General features: G+C 66.8%; 12 protein-coding genes. 9 read left to right on the plus strand and 3 right to left on the minus strand.

Annotation, left to right across the window (positions count from 1 at the left end; genetic code table 11):
• The 7 genes from HCZ97_RS20495 to HCZ97_RS19990 all read left to right on the plus strand — a co-directional run.
• Positions 1-219 (plus strand): Rieske (2Fe-2S) protein (locus tag HCZ97_RS20495; protein ID WP_368484402.1); only part of this gene is annotated, 219 nt, incomplete at its 5' end.
• Positions 220-242: 23 nt separating this feature from the next.
• Positions 243-1,373, plus strand: coding sequence for an FAD-dependent oxidoreductase (locus HCZ97_RS19965; RefSeq protein WP_167690873.1), 1,131 nt, complete (start codon positions 243-245; stop codon positions 1,371-1,373).
• A gap of 84 nt (positions 1,374-1,457) precedes the next feature.
• The gene (locus HCZ97_RS19970; protein ID WP_167690874.1) at positions 1,458-2,621 is read left to right on the plus strand and encodes an MFS transporter; all 1,164 of its coding nucleotides are present in this window, start codon (positions 1,458-1,460) and stop codon (positions 2,619-2,621) included.
• A 54-nt stretch (positions 2,622-2,675) separates the two neighbouring features.
• A complete protein-coding gene (locus HCZ97_RS19975; protein ID WP_167690875.1) occupies positions 2,676-3,635 on the plus strand; it encodes an MBL fold metallo-hydrolase in 960 nt (319 codons plus the stop codon).
• A 136-nt stretch (positions 3,636-3,771) separates the two neighbouring features.
• Positions 3,772-4,941: an alpha/beta fold hydrolase gene (locus HCZ97_RS19980; RefSeq protein WP_167690876.1), complete on the plus strand. Its 1,170-nt coding sequence runs from the start codon at positions 3,772-3,774 to the stop codon at positions 4,939-4,941.
• Between the two features lies 1 nt (position 4,942).
• Positions 4,943-5,914: a fumarylacetoacetate hydrolase family protein gene (locus HCZ97_RS19985; RefSeq protein WP_167690877.1), complete on the plus strand. Its 972-nt coding sequence runs from the start codon at positions 4,943-4,945 to the stop codon at positions 5,912-5,914.
• Entirely contained in the window at positions 5,911-6,684 is a 774-nt protein-coding gene (locus HCZ97_RS19990) for a cyclase family protein (protein ID WP_167690878.1), read from the plus strand. The genes HCZ97_RS19985 and HCZ97_RS19990 overlap by 4 nt, the downstream gene beginning before the upstream one ends.
• A gap of 387 nt (positions 6,685-7,071) precedes the next feature.
• Here the strand turns inward: HCZ97_RS19990 and HCZ97_RS19995 are convergent, their stop codons facing one another.
• Both HCZ97_RS19995 and HCZ97_RS20000 read right to left on the minus strand, forming a co-directional pair.
• A complete protein-coding gene (locus tag HCZ97_RS19995) occupies positions 7,072-8,061 on the minus strand; it encodes an MDR family oxidoreductase (protein WP_167690879.1) in 990 nt (329 codons plus the stop codon).
• Between the two features lie 61 nt (positions 8,062-8,122).
• Positions 8,123-8,866, minus strand: a complete 744-nt coding sequence (locus HCZ97_RS20000; RefSeq protein ID WP_167690880.1) for a FadR/GntR family transcriptional regulator — start codon at positions 8,864-8,866, stop codon at positions 8,123-8,125.
• A 134-nt stretch (positions 8,867-9,000) separates the two neighbouring features.
• On the opposite strand from HCZ97_RS20000, the gene HCZ97_RS20005 reads away from it, so the two are divergent.
• Positions 9,001-10,365, plus strand: a complete 1,365-nt coding sequence (locus HCZ97_RS20005; RefSeq protein ID WP_167690881.1) for an FAD-binding oxidoreductase — start codon at positions 9,001-9,003, stop codon at positions 10,363-10,365.
• A gap of 15 nt (positions 10,366-10,380) precedes the next feature.
• On the plus strand, positions 10,381-13,743 hold the full coding sequence (locus HCZ97_RS20010) for an indolepyruvate ferredoxin oxidoreductase family protein (protein WP_167690882.1): 3,363 nt from the start codon (positions 10,381-10,383) through the stop codon (positions 13,741-13,743).
• 67 nt (positions 13,744-13,810) lie between these two features.
• Here the strand turns inward: HCZ97_RS20010 and HCZ97_RS20015 are convergent.
• Positions 13,811-15,260, minus strand: a 1,450-nt coding sequence (locus tag HCZ97_RS20015) for an acetate--CoA ligase family protein (RefSeq protein WP_167690883.1), incomplete at its 5' end; no start/stop codon positions are given.

Raw genomic sequence — 15,260 nt, forward strand, 5'->3', positions numbered from 1 at the left:
GGCACGCCCATGGCCTGGCGCAAGGACGCCTACCTCGACGCCGAGGGAGCGCACATTGCCTGCCATGCCCATGGCGCACTCTTCGACATCGAAACGGGGGCCTGCGTGTCAGGCCCCTGCCTGGGAAGAAAACTGACCCGAGTCCCCCTCACCGAGGCGCCGGATGGGTCCATCAGCGTTCCGGCCCAGGTCGCCGGACGCGCAGCACGGGAGAGCTGACAGTGAAAACGGGAGGAGAGACAATGGCAAGCGCACGCAAGGTCCTGATCATCGGCGGTGGCTTCTCGGGCATGTCCGCGGCCATCATGCTGGCCCGCGGCGGCATCGAGACCGACCTGGTAGAGATCGACGCCGGCTGGCGCAGCTACGGCGCCGGTATCAGCCTGCACGGCGCGACGCTGCGCGTGTTCCAGCAGCTGGGCATCCTCGAGGACTTCAAGCGGGAAGGGGCCGCGACCGATGGCCTGATCGTGCGGATGCCGCACAACGACCAGGAAATCGTCACCCTGCCCACCCCGCCGATGCCCGGCACCGGCCTGCCCGGCAATGCCGCCATCATGCGCCCGGCCCTGGCCGCGATCCTTTCCAAGGCCACCCGCGCCGCCGGGGTCTCGGTCAAGCTGGGCCACAGCTTCGAGACCATCGAGCAGGACGCCGATGGCGTCACCGTCACCTTCACCGACGGCACCTCTGGTCGCTATGATGCGGTGATCGGCGCCGACGGGCTCTATTCCAAGACCCGCATGACGCTGATGCCCGATGCCCCCAAGCCCGCCTACGTGGGCCAGGCCGTCTGGCGCGCCGAACTGCCGACGCCTGCGGGCCTCAACTCGCTCAACATGTGGTTGGGAGACGGTCTGAAGGTCGGGATCAACCCGGTCTCCGAAGGCCGCAGCTACATGTTCATTACCGAAGACCGGCCCAAGAACGACTGGATCGAGCAGGGCGATCTGCTGCCCGCCATGAAGACCATGCTGGACCGCTTCCCCTCACCGATCCTGACCGCGGTCAAGGAAGCGCTGAGCGAGGAGAGCAAGCTGATCTATCGCCCGCTCGAGAAGCTGCTGCTGCCCCAGCCCTGGCACGTCGGCCGCGTCATGCTGATCGGCGATGCGGTCCATGCCACCACCCCGCACCTTGGCGCCGGGGCCTGCATCGGCATGGAGGACGGCGTGGTGCTGGCGGAAGAGCTGATGCGCGAAGGCACCGTGGCCGAGGCCTTCGCCCGGCATGAAGCGCGCCGCTGGGACCGCTGCACCATGGTGGTCGAGAACTCCGCAAGGCTGTCGGAGATCGAGGTTCAGCGCGGTGACCAGGGAGAGCACAACGCGATCATGGGACGTTCGATGATGGCCCTGACCGAACCGGTCTGAGCCGCGTCACCAATCCTGTCCGATCAGAGACAGGAAAAAGAGAAGGTCGGTGGAGGAGCCGACTGACAGGGAGGAGAAAACCGAATGACTGACACTGCATCCCCCGCGGCGGCCATGGCCCCCGCGCTAGGCATCAAACGCACCGGGGCCGCCGCGCTTGTCGTGGGGCATTGCGCGGGCCTTGTTGACCTTGTTGCGTTGCCCGTCTGGGTCGGCGCGCTGATCACCCGTTTCGGCTTCGGCCCGCGCGAGGCCGGCGCGCTGGTGACGCTGTTCCTGCTTGGCGCGGTGCTGGCCAGCGTGCTGACCGCGCGCAACTTCACCCGGCTGCCGCGCAAGGCGCTGACCGTGGTCGGCTTTGGCCTGGCCGCACTGGCCTTCCTTCTGGCCTCGCAACAAAGCAGTTTCGGGCCGCTTGCCGCTCTGCACCTTCTGGGCGGCGGGGCGAACGGCATGGCGCTCAGCATCGTGCATGGCACCATGGGCCGAGCGGCCAACCCGCACCGGCTGTTCGCCTTCGCCGGCATCGGCCTTGGCCTTTTCGGGGTGATCTACATGGGCGCCGTACCGCAGCTGATGTTGGAACACGGCGGGACGGTCCTGTTCTTCAGCTTCGGTGCTATCATGGCGCTGGCGACGCTGGTCGCCCTTCTGGCCTTCCCCAAGGTCGAGGACCGCACACAAGGCGCCACCCCGCGCAGCCCGCTCGCGCCCGGTGTGATGGCGGTGGTCGCGGGCGTCAGCCTGATGACCTTCAACCAGGCGATGGTCTTTTCCTTCGTCGAGGTTATCGGCTCGGCGCGTGGTTTCGCACCGCAAGCCATCGTCGGCACGCTGATCGCGCTTGGCTTGGTGAACTTCGTCGGCCCCGCACCGCTGGCCGCGCTGCTGGAAAATCGCCTGTCCGCGGGCCGGGTGGTGATCGCGGGGCCGATGGTCCAGGCGGTGCTGGCGCTGGTCATCACCTTCGCCACCGTCTTCACGCTCTGGGCGCCTGTTGCTGCGGTCTTCGTGGCGGTGCAGGTCTTCACCCATACCTTCGCTTTCGGCCTGCTGGCCCGGATGGACAAGACCGGCCGCACCGCAGCCGCCACCCCGGCCATGCTGATGACAGGCTCCGCCCTTGGTCCGATCATCGGTGGCGCCCTGCTTGAAGGGTTCTCCATCGAAGCCCTGGGCCTGATGGCCGTGGTCGTCGCGGGCCTCTCCGTTGCCTGCTTCGCGCGGGGCCTACGCGCCAGCCGCTGAATTGACTCGATGGGTTCGCCGCCAGGCGGACCCGACACCAGGGAGGAGACCCAGATGTTCACACGACTTTTCAAACGACCCGCCACCGCGCTGGCCCTGCTGGCCTGCACCGCGCTTCCGGTCATGGCCGAAACCACCTTCACCGTGCTCGGCAGCGGCGGCGGCCCGATCGCTCGCGCCGACCGCTCGCAGCCTGCGAACCTGCTGCAGGTCAATGGCCGCAACATCGTCGTCGACGCCGGAGACGGCCTGTCCGTCCGCCTTGCCGCCAAGCGCCTGCGCATGGGCGACGTGGATGACGTGCTTGTCAGCCACCTGCATTTCGACCACGTCGGCGGGCTGCTCGCAGTGCTCGGCCAGCGTTTCCAGACCAACCCGGCCAAGCCGGTCATGATCTACGGCCCGCCGGGCACCAAGGCGCTGATCGACGGCATGGTCGAGGGCATGGGCCCGGCGATGGAGGCCGCCTATGGCATGGAAGACGCCACGATCATGACCGCAGAGGAACTGGTCCAGGTGCAGGAGATCCGTGGCGGAGAAAGCTTCACACTGGGCGATGTCACCGTGACCACCGCCAAGAACACGCACTACAGCTTCGCCCATGGGGGCGAGATGGATCAGAAGTACGAATCCCTTTCTTTCCGCTTCGACACGCCGGATCGCAGTATCGTCTACACGGGCGATACCGGGTGGTCCGACGCGGTGATCGACCTGTCGCAGGGCGTTGACCTTCTGGTGGCCGAGCTGATCGACCTGCCTTCCACCATGGACGCCGTGCGCAAGTCCGCTCCAGAGCACCTGATCGACGAGGTTGAGCAGCACCTGTCCACCCACCACCTCTCTCCGGAACAGGTCGGCCGGCTGGCTGCTGAGGCCGCGGTCGGCAAGGTCGTTGCCACCCATCTCTCGGCCGGCGCGCGCATCACGCCCGAGATGACCGATGCCTGGGCGCAGGAGATCTCTTCCGTCTACGACGGGGAGGTCGCCATCGCCAAGGACCTCCAGGACTACTGACACCACCGCGGGGCATTCAACGGATGAATGCCCCGCATCATGACTTTCCATTTTCCCAATGGATCCACGCCGAATAGCTCTCTCTGATCCGGGGCCTGGGCCCCGGGACAACCCCGCAGATCAAAGGACCCCACCCATGGCGATGTTCAACTATTTCCCCAACTACGTCTGGAACCTGACGGTCTCCATCGCGCTCGGCTCGGGCGGCCAGATCGGCGAGATCATGGATATGTGCCAGCCGCTGCTCGAAAAGTCGAAGAACGGCGAAGATGCAGGCACCCGCGAGTTCATGGATGCCTGGGTCCGCGTCGCCGACAAGCTGATCGGGCTGGCTGAAGAGGAAGAAGCCGAGGGCCGTTTCTTCTCTGCAGGTGAGATGCGCAAGCGCGCGGCGCTCTACTACATCGTCGCCGAACGGATGCAGGGGCAGGGCGATCCTGAGCGCATGGTGACCTACAAGAAGGGCCTGGCCAACTTCGAGCAAGGTACCCGGCAAGCCGGCGACAAGGTCCAGCGCTTCGAGGTCCCCTACGGCGACACGGTCATCCCCGTGCTCTACACCCCCGCCGAGGGCGTCGAGGGCCCGGCGCCTGCCGTCGTCTATCTGAACGGCCTCGATAGCTGCAAGGAACTGCTTTACTGGTCCTGGCTGCCCCATGCGCTGGCCAAGCGCGGCATCGCCACGCTCTGCGTCGACCAGCCCGGCACCGGCGAAAGCCTACGCCTGCTGGACCTGCCCGCGCATTACGACAGCGAGAAGTGGGGCACGCCGGTCTACGAATGGCTGGCGGCGCGCGACGACGTGGACGCAGAGCGCATCGGCATCACCGGCATCTCTTTGGGTGGCTACTACGCGCCCCGCGTCTGCGCCAACGAGCCGCGCTTTGCCTCCGGTGCCGTTTGGGGCGCCAACCACAACTGGGCCGAAGTGCAGCAGAAGCGCCTGAAGCGCGAAGGCGAGAACCCGGTGCCGCACTACTGGGATCACGTGAAGTGGGTCTTCGGCGCCAAGGACATGGATACCTTTTTCGAGAAGGCGGCGGGCTTCTGCCTCGACGGGCAAATGGAGAAGATCAAGGTGCCCTTCCTGGTCACCCATGGCTCCAAGGACCGCCAGATCGCGCTCGACTATGCGCATCAGTCCTACGACCAGCTGGTCAACTCGCCGAACCGCAAGCTGAAGATCTTCACCGAGCGTGAAGGCGGCGTGGAACACGTGGGCGCCGACAACATGAGCTACGCTCGAAACTACATCGCAGACTGGTTCGCCGAGACCCTCGGCGGCCGCACCGGCGTGGAGGGCTGAGATGCGTTTCGCCACTCTCGCAGACGGCAGCCCCGACGGGCGGCTGCACCTGGTCAGCCGTGACAACAGCCGCTGCATTCCTGCCGCAGCGGTCTCCAGCCTGCGGCTGCTGATGGAGGACTGGGACAGCTTCGCCCCGGCGCTCGAAGCGGAGTATGCCGCCCTGAACGACGGCGGCGGCGCGCCCTTCCTGGCCGCCCAGGCGCTGGCTCCGCTGCCCCGCGCCTGGCAATGGCTCGACGGATCGGCCTATGACAGCCACGGCGCGCTTATGCAGAAGGTCTTCGGCGCCGATCCGAACCCGGAAGGGCGCCCGCTGATGTACCAGGGCATGTCGCATTGTTTCCTTGGCGGAGCGCAGGACGTGCCCCTGCCCTCGGAAGACGACGGCATCGACTTCGAGGGCGAATTCGGCGTGATCTGCGACAGCGTCCCGATGGGCAGCACGCCTGCCGAGGCCGCCGCGCGCATCCGCCTGCTGGTGCAGATCAACGACTGGTCGCTGCGCGCCATCGCCCCCGTCGAAATGAAGACCGGCTTCGGCTGGGTGCAGGCCAAGCCCGCCTGTGCGGTGGCCCCCGTCGCGCTCACCCCCGACGAGCTTGGCGACGCCTGGCGCGACAGCCGCATCGACCTGCCGCTGCAGGTGGACCTCAACGGCAACCGCTTCGGCCTCGCCGAAGGCTACCCGATGAGCTACGGCTTCGACCAGCTTATCGCCCATGCCGCGAAGTCGCGTGACCTGGTGGCGGGCACGGTGCTGGGGTCCGGCACGGTCTCGAACGAGACCTACCGCGAGGTGGGCTCGACCTGCATCGCCGAGCGCCGGGCAATCGAACTGCTGGACGAGGGCAAGCAAAGCACCCATTACATGAATTTCGGAGACCGCGTTTTCATGGAGTGCCGCAGCCGTGACCAGGCGCCGCTCTTCGGGGTCATCGACCAGCAGGTCATCAAGGGAGGCCGCCCATGAGCCGCCGCATCATCGACCTTTCGGTCACGCTGACCGACGACTTCCCCACCGATCCGCCCGGCATGGGCCCCTCGATCGAGTACAAGGCCCACGACAAAGGCGCCGAGGACTATGCCCGTATGTTCGGCATCCCCGTCGAGCACCAGCTGGACGGGGCCGGCGCGGCGGCAGAGAAGCTCTCTCTGACCACCCATAACGGCACCCACCTGGATGCGCCCTGGCATTACCACCCGACGATGAACAAGGGCGAGCGCGCCATCACCATCGACGAGGTGCCGCTGGACTGGTGCATGGGGCCGGGCGTGAAGCTCGACTTCCGGGACATGCCTGACGGCCACGTGGTCACCGCCGAAGAGATGGCAGCGGAATTCGACCGTATCGGCCATGAGCTGAAGCCGGGCGACATCGTCCTGGTGAACACCCGCGCCGGTGCCCTCTACGGAGAGCCGGGTTACTTGGCGGCGGGCTGCGGCATCGGGCGCGAGGCAACGCTCTGGCTGACCGAGCGCGGCATGAAAGTCTGCGGCACCGACGCCTGGAGCTGGGACGCGCCGCTGAAGGGCGTGGCCGACAAGGCCAAGGCCACCGGCCAGTGGGATCTCTTCTGGGAAGGCCACAAGGCCGGCGCCGAGACGGTCTATTGCCACATGGAGAAGATGGCCAATCTCGACCAACTGCCCGACACCGGCTTCGAGGTCATCTGCTTCCCGGTGAAAGTGGCCCGCGGCTCGGCCGGCTGGTGCCGCCCCGTGGCCATTCTTTCCGCCTGAGGGCAGGGCCGGTGATGGCCCGCGGTGCCATTCATGTGCACCAGGTCCGTCTTTAAGCGAAGGTGCGCATGCCGCCTGCAAGAAATCTGGTGATGCCGAGAGGAAGTTCCCGGCATCACCTCTATCCTTAAGTCGTTGGCGACAGGACCGCACGCCCGAGGGTCTTGTCGTCTTCCAGCAGTACCGGCATGTACTTTCTGCCTTCCCTTTGGTCGGGAGATATGGCGCATACGTCTGGAAATTAAGGGGTTTTCTTCACGAGGTGGTAAAGGCTCATGTCCCGAATGAGGTGAGAAGCAGAAAACCCGAACCTTGCGATCTGCAAGACCCGGGCTTTCCTTCAACTGCGCTTTTGGCAGGGCGAAACCCGCCCTCCAAGGGTGCGGATCAGATCTCCACGACAACGCGGCCGCGGATCTGGTTGTCCATGAGCTGCTCAGCCAGCTTGGGCAGCTCATCGAAGCCGTGAACCGAATACATCGTGCCCAGCAAATCGCGGTCCAGGTGCTTGTCCAGAAGATCCCAGGCCGCGACGCGCTTGGCACGCGGGGCCATCACGGAATCGACGCCCAGCAGGGCAACGCCGCGCAGGATATGGGGCATCACGGTGCCGGGCAGGGCAGGACCGCCCGCCAGGCCACAGGCCGCCACAGCACCGCCGTAGCAGGTCTGAGCCAGGACATTGGCCAGGGTGTGATTGCCAACCACGTCCACGCCACCTGCCCAGCTTTCAGCCTGCAGGGGTTTGCCCGCCTCGGCCAGTTCCGCCCGGTCAAGGAAGGCCGTCGCGCCCAGCTTGCCAAGGTATTCCTGCGTCTCGGGACGGCCGGTGACCGCTGTGACCGGGAAGCCCAGCTTGGACAGCAAGGCAATGGCGACGGAACCGACACCGCCTGCAGCCCCGGTCACCAGGACCGGCGCGCCATCCTTGGGCGTGCCCCAGTCCAGCAGAGCCTGAACGCAAAGACCGGCGGTGTAGCCGGCCGTGCCGATGGCCATGGCCTGCTCCGGCGAAAAGCCTTCGGGCAGCGGCAGCAGCCATTCGGGCTTCACGCGCTGGAACTTGGAATAGGCGCCCTGCTCGGTCTCGGATAGGCCCCAGCCGTTGACGATCACCTTGTCGCCGGGCTGAAAATCGCTGCTGGCGCTTTCCACGACGGTACCGGCAAGGTCGATCCCGGCGGTCATGGGCAGGCGGCGTGCGATCCGCCCCTTGCCGCTGACGGCCAGGCCATCCTTGTAGTTCACGGTGGAATGGCTGATCTCGACCAGCACGGGCAGGTCGGGAAGGTCGGCCAGGGTCATCTGCGTGACTTCTGCGCGGGTCTTGCGGTCACCGGCATCGACGATGCGAAGAGCGTTGAACGTGTCGGACATGGGGTTTCCTTCCAGGTCTTTCGGGTTTGTCTTGCTCTGGGCCAAGGCGGCTCAGAGCGGATCAGCCGGGCTGCTTGGCATGCCTGGCCTTCTGGGCGGCGGCGTAACTTTCGGTCAGGTGGGTCAGCAGGTTTTCCAAGGCGGCGCGGGCGCGGCGCGGATCACGCGCTTCGACCGCTTCCAGCAGCCTGCGCTGATGGGCGATGGTTTCGCTTCTATTGCGCTGGCGGACCACGATCATGTTGAGCAGGGGAATGAAGCTCTCGATCACCGTGGCCATCATCAGGCTTAGCGGACCATTGCGCGCGGCATCCACGATAGCACGGTGAAAGCCAACGTCCGCCGCGCAGAACTCCGTGTCGGGCAGGGCGGGATCTTCCTGCCGGGTCAGGGCGGCGCGCATCGCCTCCAGGTCCGCCTCCGTGCGCAGCGCACAGGCCCGCTCAAGGCAAAGCGCCTGGGTCTCAAGCCGCGCCTCGATCAGCTCGTCGATATCGAAGGCCCCCATGCCGACCATCAGCATCGCAGATGTTGCCTGGGATTCGACCAGCTCGGAAAGCTCGGGGCGCTTGACGAAGTTGCCACCCGTTGGCCCGCGCCGCGAATGGATCAGGTTGAGCGCGGCCAGCCGTTTCAGCGCTTCGCGCACGGTGGGACGGGACACGCCGAAGCGGGTCGCAAGCTCTTCTTCCCCCGGCAGGCGGTCATCGGCCTTCAGGCGCCCGTCCAGGATCGCGCCGTGAATCTCATCCGCCACCTGGCGGGCCAGGCCGGCAGTGACAACTTGCCCGAATTTCACGCTCATGGTCCGGTTCGGCTCCAGCTGACAAATAATAGGTTTGACAAATATGGATAAGACCGCATCAGATGGGGTCATGTCTACCGGAAATTTCACTCCGGCCGAATTGGCGTGATGAGGTGCTTGGAAGTGCTGACATCATGACGCGGCCGCTCGACACCCTCTTGGCCGATCTCTCGGACTTGCCACCTGCTGCGCTGTTGCGCGATGCGGGTGCCTTGGCCCGCTACGCTGCCGATGCCACGGGTAACCTCAGCCAGCCCCCCCTTGCCGTGCTGCGCCCCGCCACCACGGCAGAGCTGTCCCGGATGATGGCCGCCTGTGCGCGCGCCGCCCTCCCCATTGTCATTCAAGGCGGGCTGACAGGGCTTTCCAACGGCGCGACGCCCAAGGCGGGGGAAGTTGCGATCAGCCTTGAACGCATGACCCGGATCGAACCGGTGGACCCGGTCTCTGCTACCCTCGTGGCCGGTGCCGGTGCCACCTTGCAAAGGGTGCAGGAGGCCGCCGCGACTGCCGGGCTGTCGTTCGGCGTGGATATCGGCGCGCGCGGCTCTGCCACCATCGGGGGCATGGCGGCCACCAATGCGGGGGGGCTGAACGTCATCCGCAACGGCATGATGCGGGCCCATGTCATCAGCCTGGAGGTCGTGCTGGCCGGTGGCCGTGTCCTTGGGCATGTCCGCCCCCTGGTCAAGGACAACTCAGGGTTCGACCTCAAGCAGATCTTCATCGGGTCCGAAGGCGTGCTGGGCGTGATCTCCCGCCTTTGCCTGTCGTTGCGACCTGCTCCTGGCGCGCAGCAGACCCTCTTTGCCGCCGCGCCGGACATGCAGGCCGCCGCGGCCCTGCTGGCCCGCTTGCGGCGCTCTGCCCCCGGCCCGGTCACCGCTTTCGAGGTCATGGACGAAGCGATCTTTGCCCGCATTCTCGCCCAGGGACACCGCGCGCCGATTGAGCCAAAAGGCATCCAGATCCTGGCCGAGGTTGAAACGGATGCGGAGGCCGCCCTGCACGCCCTCCTGATGGGGGCGTTGGAGGCCGGAGAGCTCAGCGATGTGACGCTTGCCAGCTCCGGGTTCCAGGCCGCCGCCCTCTGGACGCTGCGCGAAGCCTGCGCCGAAGCCGTTGGAGCGATGAAAAGCCCGGTCGGCTTCGACATCGGCCTGCCGGTTGCTGCCATGCCGGCGTTCCTGGCGGAAACCCGTAGCGCTCTGGCCGCGCTGCCACAGGCCGAACCGGCTGTCTTCGGGCACCTGGGGGATGGCAACCTGCACTACATCGTTGATACGCCGGACCAGAAAACTGTCGCCGATATCGTCTTTCAGGCGGTGGCCCGCGCGGGTGGGGCGATCAGTGCTGAACATGGCCTTGGCCGCGAAAAGCCGCGCTACCTGCCGCTGGTGCGCAGCGACGATGAGCTGTTGGTGATGCGGGGCCTCAAGGCCCTGCTGGATCCGGCGGGCCTTCTCAATTCCGGGCGCGTCCTGCCCCCTCAATCCTGAAGTGAAGCCAAGCAGATGAGCCGAGCAGACAACCTTTCCCCCGCCATGGCGCAAACCGCCTTCCTGTCCGGCACCCAGGCGCTGGCAAAGCTGCCGGTGCTGATGCGCCAGCGTGACCTGGCCGCCGGACTGAACACCGCCGGATACGTGACCGGCTACCGTGGCTCGCCCCTGGCGCAGCTGGACCGCGAGATGACGAAGGCCGCCACGGCGCTGAAAGACAGCCATGTCCATTTTCACCCCGCGCTGAACGAAGACCTTGCGGTGACCGCAGCATGGGGCACGCAGCAGACGGGTCTGTTCGACGGTGTACGCTACGACGGTGTCTTTGCCATGTGGTACGGCAAGGGGCCCGGCGTGGACCGCAGCCTTGATGCGATCCGCCATGCCAATGCGGACGGCACCGATCCGCGCGGCGGAGTGCTTGTGCTCATGGGGGATGACCATGGCGCCGTCAGCTCCACCCTGCCGCATCAGACCGAACATGACATGATCGCCGTTCAGGTGCCGGTTCTGGCCCCGGCGGGCGTGCAGGACTACCTGCGCTTCGGGATCCTGGGCTGGGAGATGTCGCGAGCCTCCGGGGCCTGGGTTGGCTTCAAGTGCCAGACGGAGGTCGTGGAAAGCAGCGCCACGGTCGCGCTCGACGCGCTCGACACGCCCGCGGTCCTGCCCGAAGAGGCGGGCAGCCACGGGTTGCGCTGGCCGGATGGTCCCTTCCCCAAGGAGGCACGGATCGAGCAGAAGCTGGCGCTGGCCCAGCAATTCGCCCGGCTCAACGGGCTGGACGAAGTCTTCGGCACGCACGATGCGAAAATCGGCATCGTCGCGGCGGGCAAGAGCTGGCTGGACCTGCGCGCGGCCCTGGCCCGCCTTGGCCTGACCGAAGACGACGCCGCTGCCCATGGCATCCGCCTGCTGAAGCTGGGCCTGACCTGGCCGATCGACCCCGTGGGCCTTGGCGCCTTCGCGGAAGGTCTGGAAGAACTGATCGTGGTCGAGGAAAAACGTCCGGTGATCGAAAACCAGGTGAAAGGCCTGCTGTTCAACCTGGCCACGCGTCCACGCGTCTCGGGCAAGACCACGCCAGAGGGGGCGCCGCTCATGTCGGCCCTGGGCGAACTGCACCCGCATGAAATCCTGGAGGCGGTGCTCTCTCGCCTGCCGGAGACAATCCGCAGCACCCTGCCAACCCCCGCGCCGCTGCCCGATAGCGAAGTACAGGCGCCCACCCCGGCGCTCAACCGCGAGCCCTACTTCTGTTCTGGCTGCCCGCATTCGCTGTCCACCCGCCTGCCTGACGGCAGCCGCGCCACCACCGGGATCGGCTGCCACATGATGGTGATCGGGGTGGAGGGGCGCAATACCTCCACTTTCACCCAGATGGGGGCAGAGGGGATCAGCTGGCTGGGCCTTGCGCCGTTCACGGACGAAAAGCACATCTTCGCCAACATGGGCGATGGCACCTGGTTCCACTCCGGGGCGCTGGCGATCCGGGCCGCCGTCGCGGCGCAGGTCAACATGACCTACAAGATCCTGTTCAACGATGCCGTCGCCATGACCGGTGGCCAGCCCCACGATGGCGAACTCTCGGTGCCCAAGATCGTCCGGCAGGTGCTGGCAGAGGGCGTGCGCGAAGTCGTCGTGGTGGCCGAACAGCCAGAGCGGCTGAAGGGCCAGTTGCCCGATGGCGTGCGGATCTGGCACCGCGATCACATGGATGAGGTCCAGCGCCACCTGCGCGAAGTGGAGGGCGTCACCGTGCTGGTCTACGATCAGGTCTGCGCGGCTGAGAAACGCCGCCGCCGCAAGACGGGCGAGTTCCCGAAGATAAGCAAGCGTGTCTTCATCAACGACCTTGTCTGTGAAGGCTGCGGCGATTGCTCTGACAAGTCCGGCTGCATCTCGATCGAACCCGAAGAGACGGAATTCGGACGCAAACGGCGTATCAACCAGAGCAGCTGCAACGGCGATACCTCCTGCCTGAAGGGCTTCTGCCCGAGTTTCATCAGTATCGAAGGCGGTAACCTTAAGAAACCGGGTAGAGCAGGTGCTAAAGCAAGCAGTGCGCCGCTTCCCGATCCCGTGATGCCGCGGATCGACGGGGTCTACAACGTGATGCTGGCGGGGATCGGCGGCACGGGCGTGCTGACGGTCAGCCAGGTCCTGGCCCGCGCGGCGCACCTGGACGGGCTGGCAGTGCAATCGCTGGACCAGACCGGGCTGGCGCAGAAGAACGGCTCTGTGGTCGGCCACCTGCGGCTGGCGCCCGATGCCCATGATCTGACTGCCGCCCGCGTCGGCGAGGGAGAGGCCGATCTCGTGCTGGCTTTCGACATGCTGGTCGCGCGCTCTGCCAAGGTGCGACCGATGCTGGGGCAGGGGCGCACGCGGATCGTGGTAGAAGACCGGCTGGCCCCGAACGCCAGCTTTGTCCAGAACACGGCGATGGAGTTCCGCAAGTCCGCGGGCCTGAATGCGCTGAAAGGCGCGGTGGGGCAGGGGCATTGCCACGTGCTGCCGGGCACGGATCTGGCGCTGACCACCATGGGCGATGCTATCGCCACCAACCTGCTGATCCTGGGCTATGCCTGGCAAAAGGGCCTGGTCCCGATCCGGGCGCAGGCACTGCGCGAGGCGATTGCCGCATCGCGCGGCGGTGAAGCGAACCTGACGACCTTCGACTGGGGCCGTCGCGCGGCGGAAGAGCCCGATCTTCTGGCAAAGCTGGGCGGCACAGTAGACCCTGAAAACCCAACGCAAGAGCCCCTTCAGCAGCTTGTCGACCGGCGCGCCCAGTTCCTGAAAGGCTACCAGAGCAGGCGCTATGCCAGGCGCTACCTCGCGCTGGTCGAACGGGCGCGGCAGGCTGAGGCCGCCCTGGGGAAAGAGGATTTCACCCGCGCAGTGGCAAAGACCGCCTTCCGCCTGATGGCTTACAAGGATGAATATGAGGTCGCGCGCCTGCACCTTGATGGCGCGCAAAGAGCGCGGATCTCGGACACTTTCGAGGGCGATTACAAGATCCGCTATCACCTCGCCCCGCCGATCCTGTCTAGGGTGGATCCCCGCACCGGCCGGCCCGCCAAGCGCGCCTTCGGTCGCTGGATCGAGCCGGGCTTCTATCTGCTATCCGCGATGAAGGTCCTTCGTGGCACGCACCTTGATCCCTTCGGGCGCACTTCGGAACGCCGCATGGAACGTGGGCTGGTGACGGAATTCGAGACGGAAGTAGCCGCGCTGGCCGCCGACCTGACGGCCCAGACCCACGCTCGCGCCGTAGACTTGGCTGAGCTGCCCCAGATGGTGCGCGGCTTCGGCCCGGTGAAAGAGGCGAATGTTGCTGCCTATCGCGCCAAGCGGGCCGCGCTGGGCTGAGCGCAAAAAAAGGCCGGGACGCCGCAGGGCGCCCCGGCAGTCGGGGAGGTTTCAGTGGGGTGCGCCGTTACTCGGGCGTGCCCCGTTGCGTCAGGATGAGCGCATCCAGCAGGCGCAGCCCGCCGCCGTGATCCATGGGCAGCACTCGGACCGGGTTCAGGTCCACTGCCTCCAGCGCGCCCGCGTGCTCACAGCCCCAGTCGGACAGGGCCAGCATGGCATCTATCAAAGCCGCACGATCGCAGGGGGGCGCCCCGCGATAACCCTCCAGTAGCGCGTCCAGGCGGGTCCGCTTCAGAAGCCCTGCTGCGCTCTCCCGCGTCAGGGGCAGCAGCTCGAAGGCCGCATCGTCCAGCAGTTCGACAAGGGTGCCGCCCAGGCCCACGACAAGGCCGGGGCCGAAGGGCGGACTGTCGACAAGGCCCAGCATGGCATCCACGCCTTCGCCCACCATTTCCTGCACAAGGACGCCGTCAAGGCGCGCCTCGGGCGCATAGGCACGGGCGGAGGTCATGATCCGGTCGAACACCTCGGCGGCCTGATCGGCGGAGACCGAGAGGGCCACGCCCCCGGCCTCGGTCTTGTGGGAGATATCGGGCGAGGCGATTTTCAACACTGCCAGTCCGGGCAAGGCGGTGACGGCCTCGGCTGCCGCCTCACTGCTTGTCACCAGTGTTTCCGACGGGCCGGGTAGGCCGAGCGGGGCCATCAGGGCGCGGGCGTCGGATTCCGACATCTGCGCGGGCAGCGGGAGGCTGCCGTTCGGCGCGCGCCATGTCACCCGGCGCGGTGTGGTGGCCCATTGGGCCGTTGCCGTGAGCGCCGCTCTGGTGCCAGCGAGGCGGATGGCGCGCCCATAGGCCTCGGCCACCGTGCTGTGCAGCCCGGCGGAGAGGTTGGCCAGCGCCACCACCGGGGTTTGTCCGACATAGCCCGCGACGGCCCCGGCGATGCCATGGTATTCGGCGGCCATGTCCGGGGCCAGGGCGGGGGGCGCATCCTGGGCGGCCAGCACCACGCCGACGCCCGGGTCGGCGTCGAGGGTCGCCAGCACCTTCGAATAAAGCGCGGGATCGCCGAAGGGCGCGCCGGTGACGTCCAACGGGTTCTGCGGGGTGGCGAAGCCGGGCAGCAGATCGCGCAGGGCGCTGACGGAGGCGTCGGACAGATCGGCCAGCGGCAGGCCCGCCTCGGCGGCGATGTCGGCGACATGGGCCACGCCACCGCCGGAGACGCCAAGGACAGCGGCGCGGGGCAGGGAAGGGGGTCTGGGAAAGGTTTGGGCGAGTTGCAGGGCGGCCAGGAAGCTGTCCATGTCGGGCATGTCCAGCAGGCCCACCCGGGCGCAGAAAGCGCGCGCCGCATCCTCGGTTCCCGCCAGCGCGCCGGTATGGGCGGCGGTGGCCCGTTGCCCGGCGGCTGAACGGCCGACGCGCAGGGCAACGGCGGTTTTCCCGGCGGCGTGCACCTGCTCCATGGCGGCGGCAAGGGCATCGGGATCGCCCATGTCCTCAATC

The sequence above is a fragment of the Pseudooceanicola sp. HF7 genome (assembly GCF_011806405.1).
Taxonomy (GTDB): Bacteria; Pseudomonadota; Alphaproteobacteria; order Rhodobacterales; family Rhodobacteraceae; genus Pseudooceanicola.

Excerpts from the sequence above, each read along its gene's own strand:
- HCZ97_RS20000 (WP_167690880.1), bottom strand. The coding sequence starts at position 8,866 with ATGAGCGTGAAATTCGGGCAAGTTGTCACTGCCGGCCTGGCCCGCCAG.
- HCZ97_RS19965 (WP_167690873.1), top strand. The coding sequence starts at position 243 with ATGGCAAGCGCACGCAAGGTCCTGATCATCGGCGGTGGCTTCTCGGGC.
- HCZ97_RS19975 (WP_167690875.1), top strand. The coding sequence starts at position 2,676 with ATGTTCACACGACTTTTCAAACGACCCGCCACCGCGCTGGCCCTGCTG.
- HCZ97_RS20005 (WP_167690881.1), top strand. The coding sequence starts at position 9,001 with ATGACGCGGCCGCTCGACACCCTCTTGGCCGATCTCTCGGACTTGCCA.
- HCZ97_RS19970 (WP_167690874.1), top strand. The coding sequence starts at position 1,458 with ATGACTGACACTGCATCCCCCGCGGCGGCCATGGCCCCCGCGCTAGGC.
- HCZ97_RS19990 (WP_167690878.1), top strand. The coding sequence starts at position 5,911 with ATGAGCCGCCGCATCATCGACCTTTCGGTCACGCTGACCGACGACTTC.
- HCZ97_RS19985 (WP_167690877.1), top strand. The coding sequence starts at position 4,943 with ATGCGTTTCGCCACTCTCGCAGACGGCAGCCCCGACGGGCGGCTGCAC.
- HCZ97_RS19980 (WP_167690876.1), top strand. The coding sequence starts at position 3,772 with ATGGCGATGTTCAACTATTTCCCCAACTACGTCTGGAACCTGACGGTC.
- HCZ97_RS19995 (WP_167690879.1), bottom strand. The coding sequence starts at position 8,061 with ATGTCCGACACGTTCAACGCTCTTCGCATCGTCGATGCCGGTGACCGC.
- HCZ97_RS20010 (WP_167690882.1), top strand. The coding sequence starts at position 10,381 with ATGAGCCGAGCAGACAACCTTTCCCCCGCCATGGCGCAAACCGCCTTC.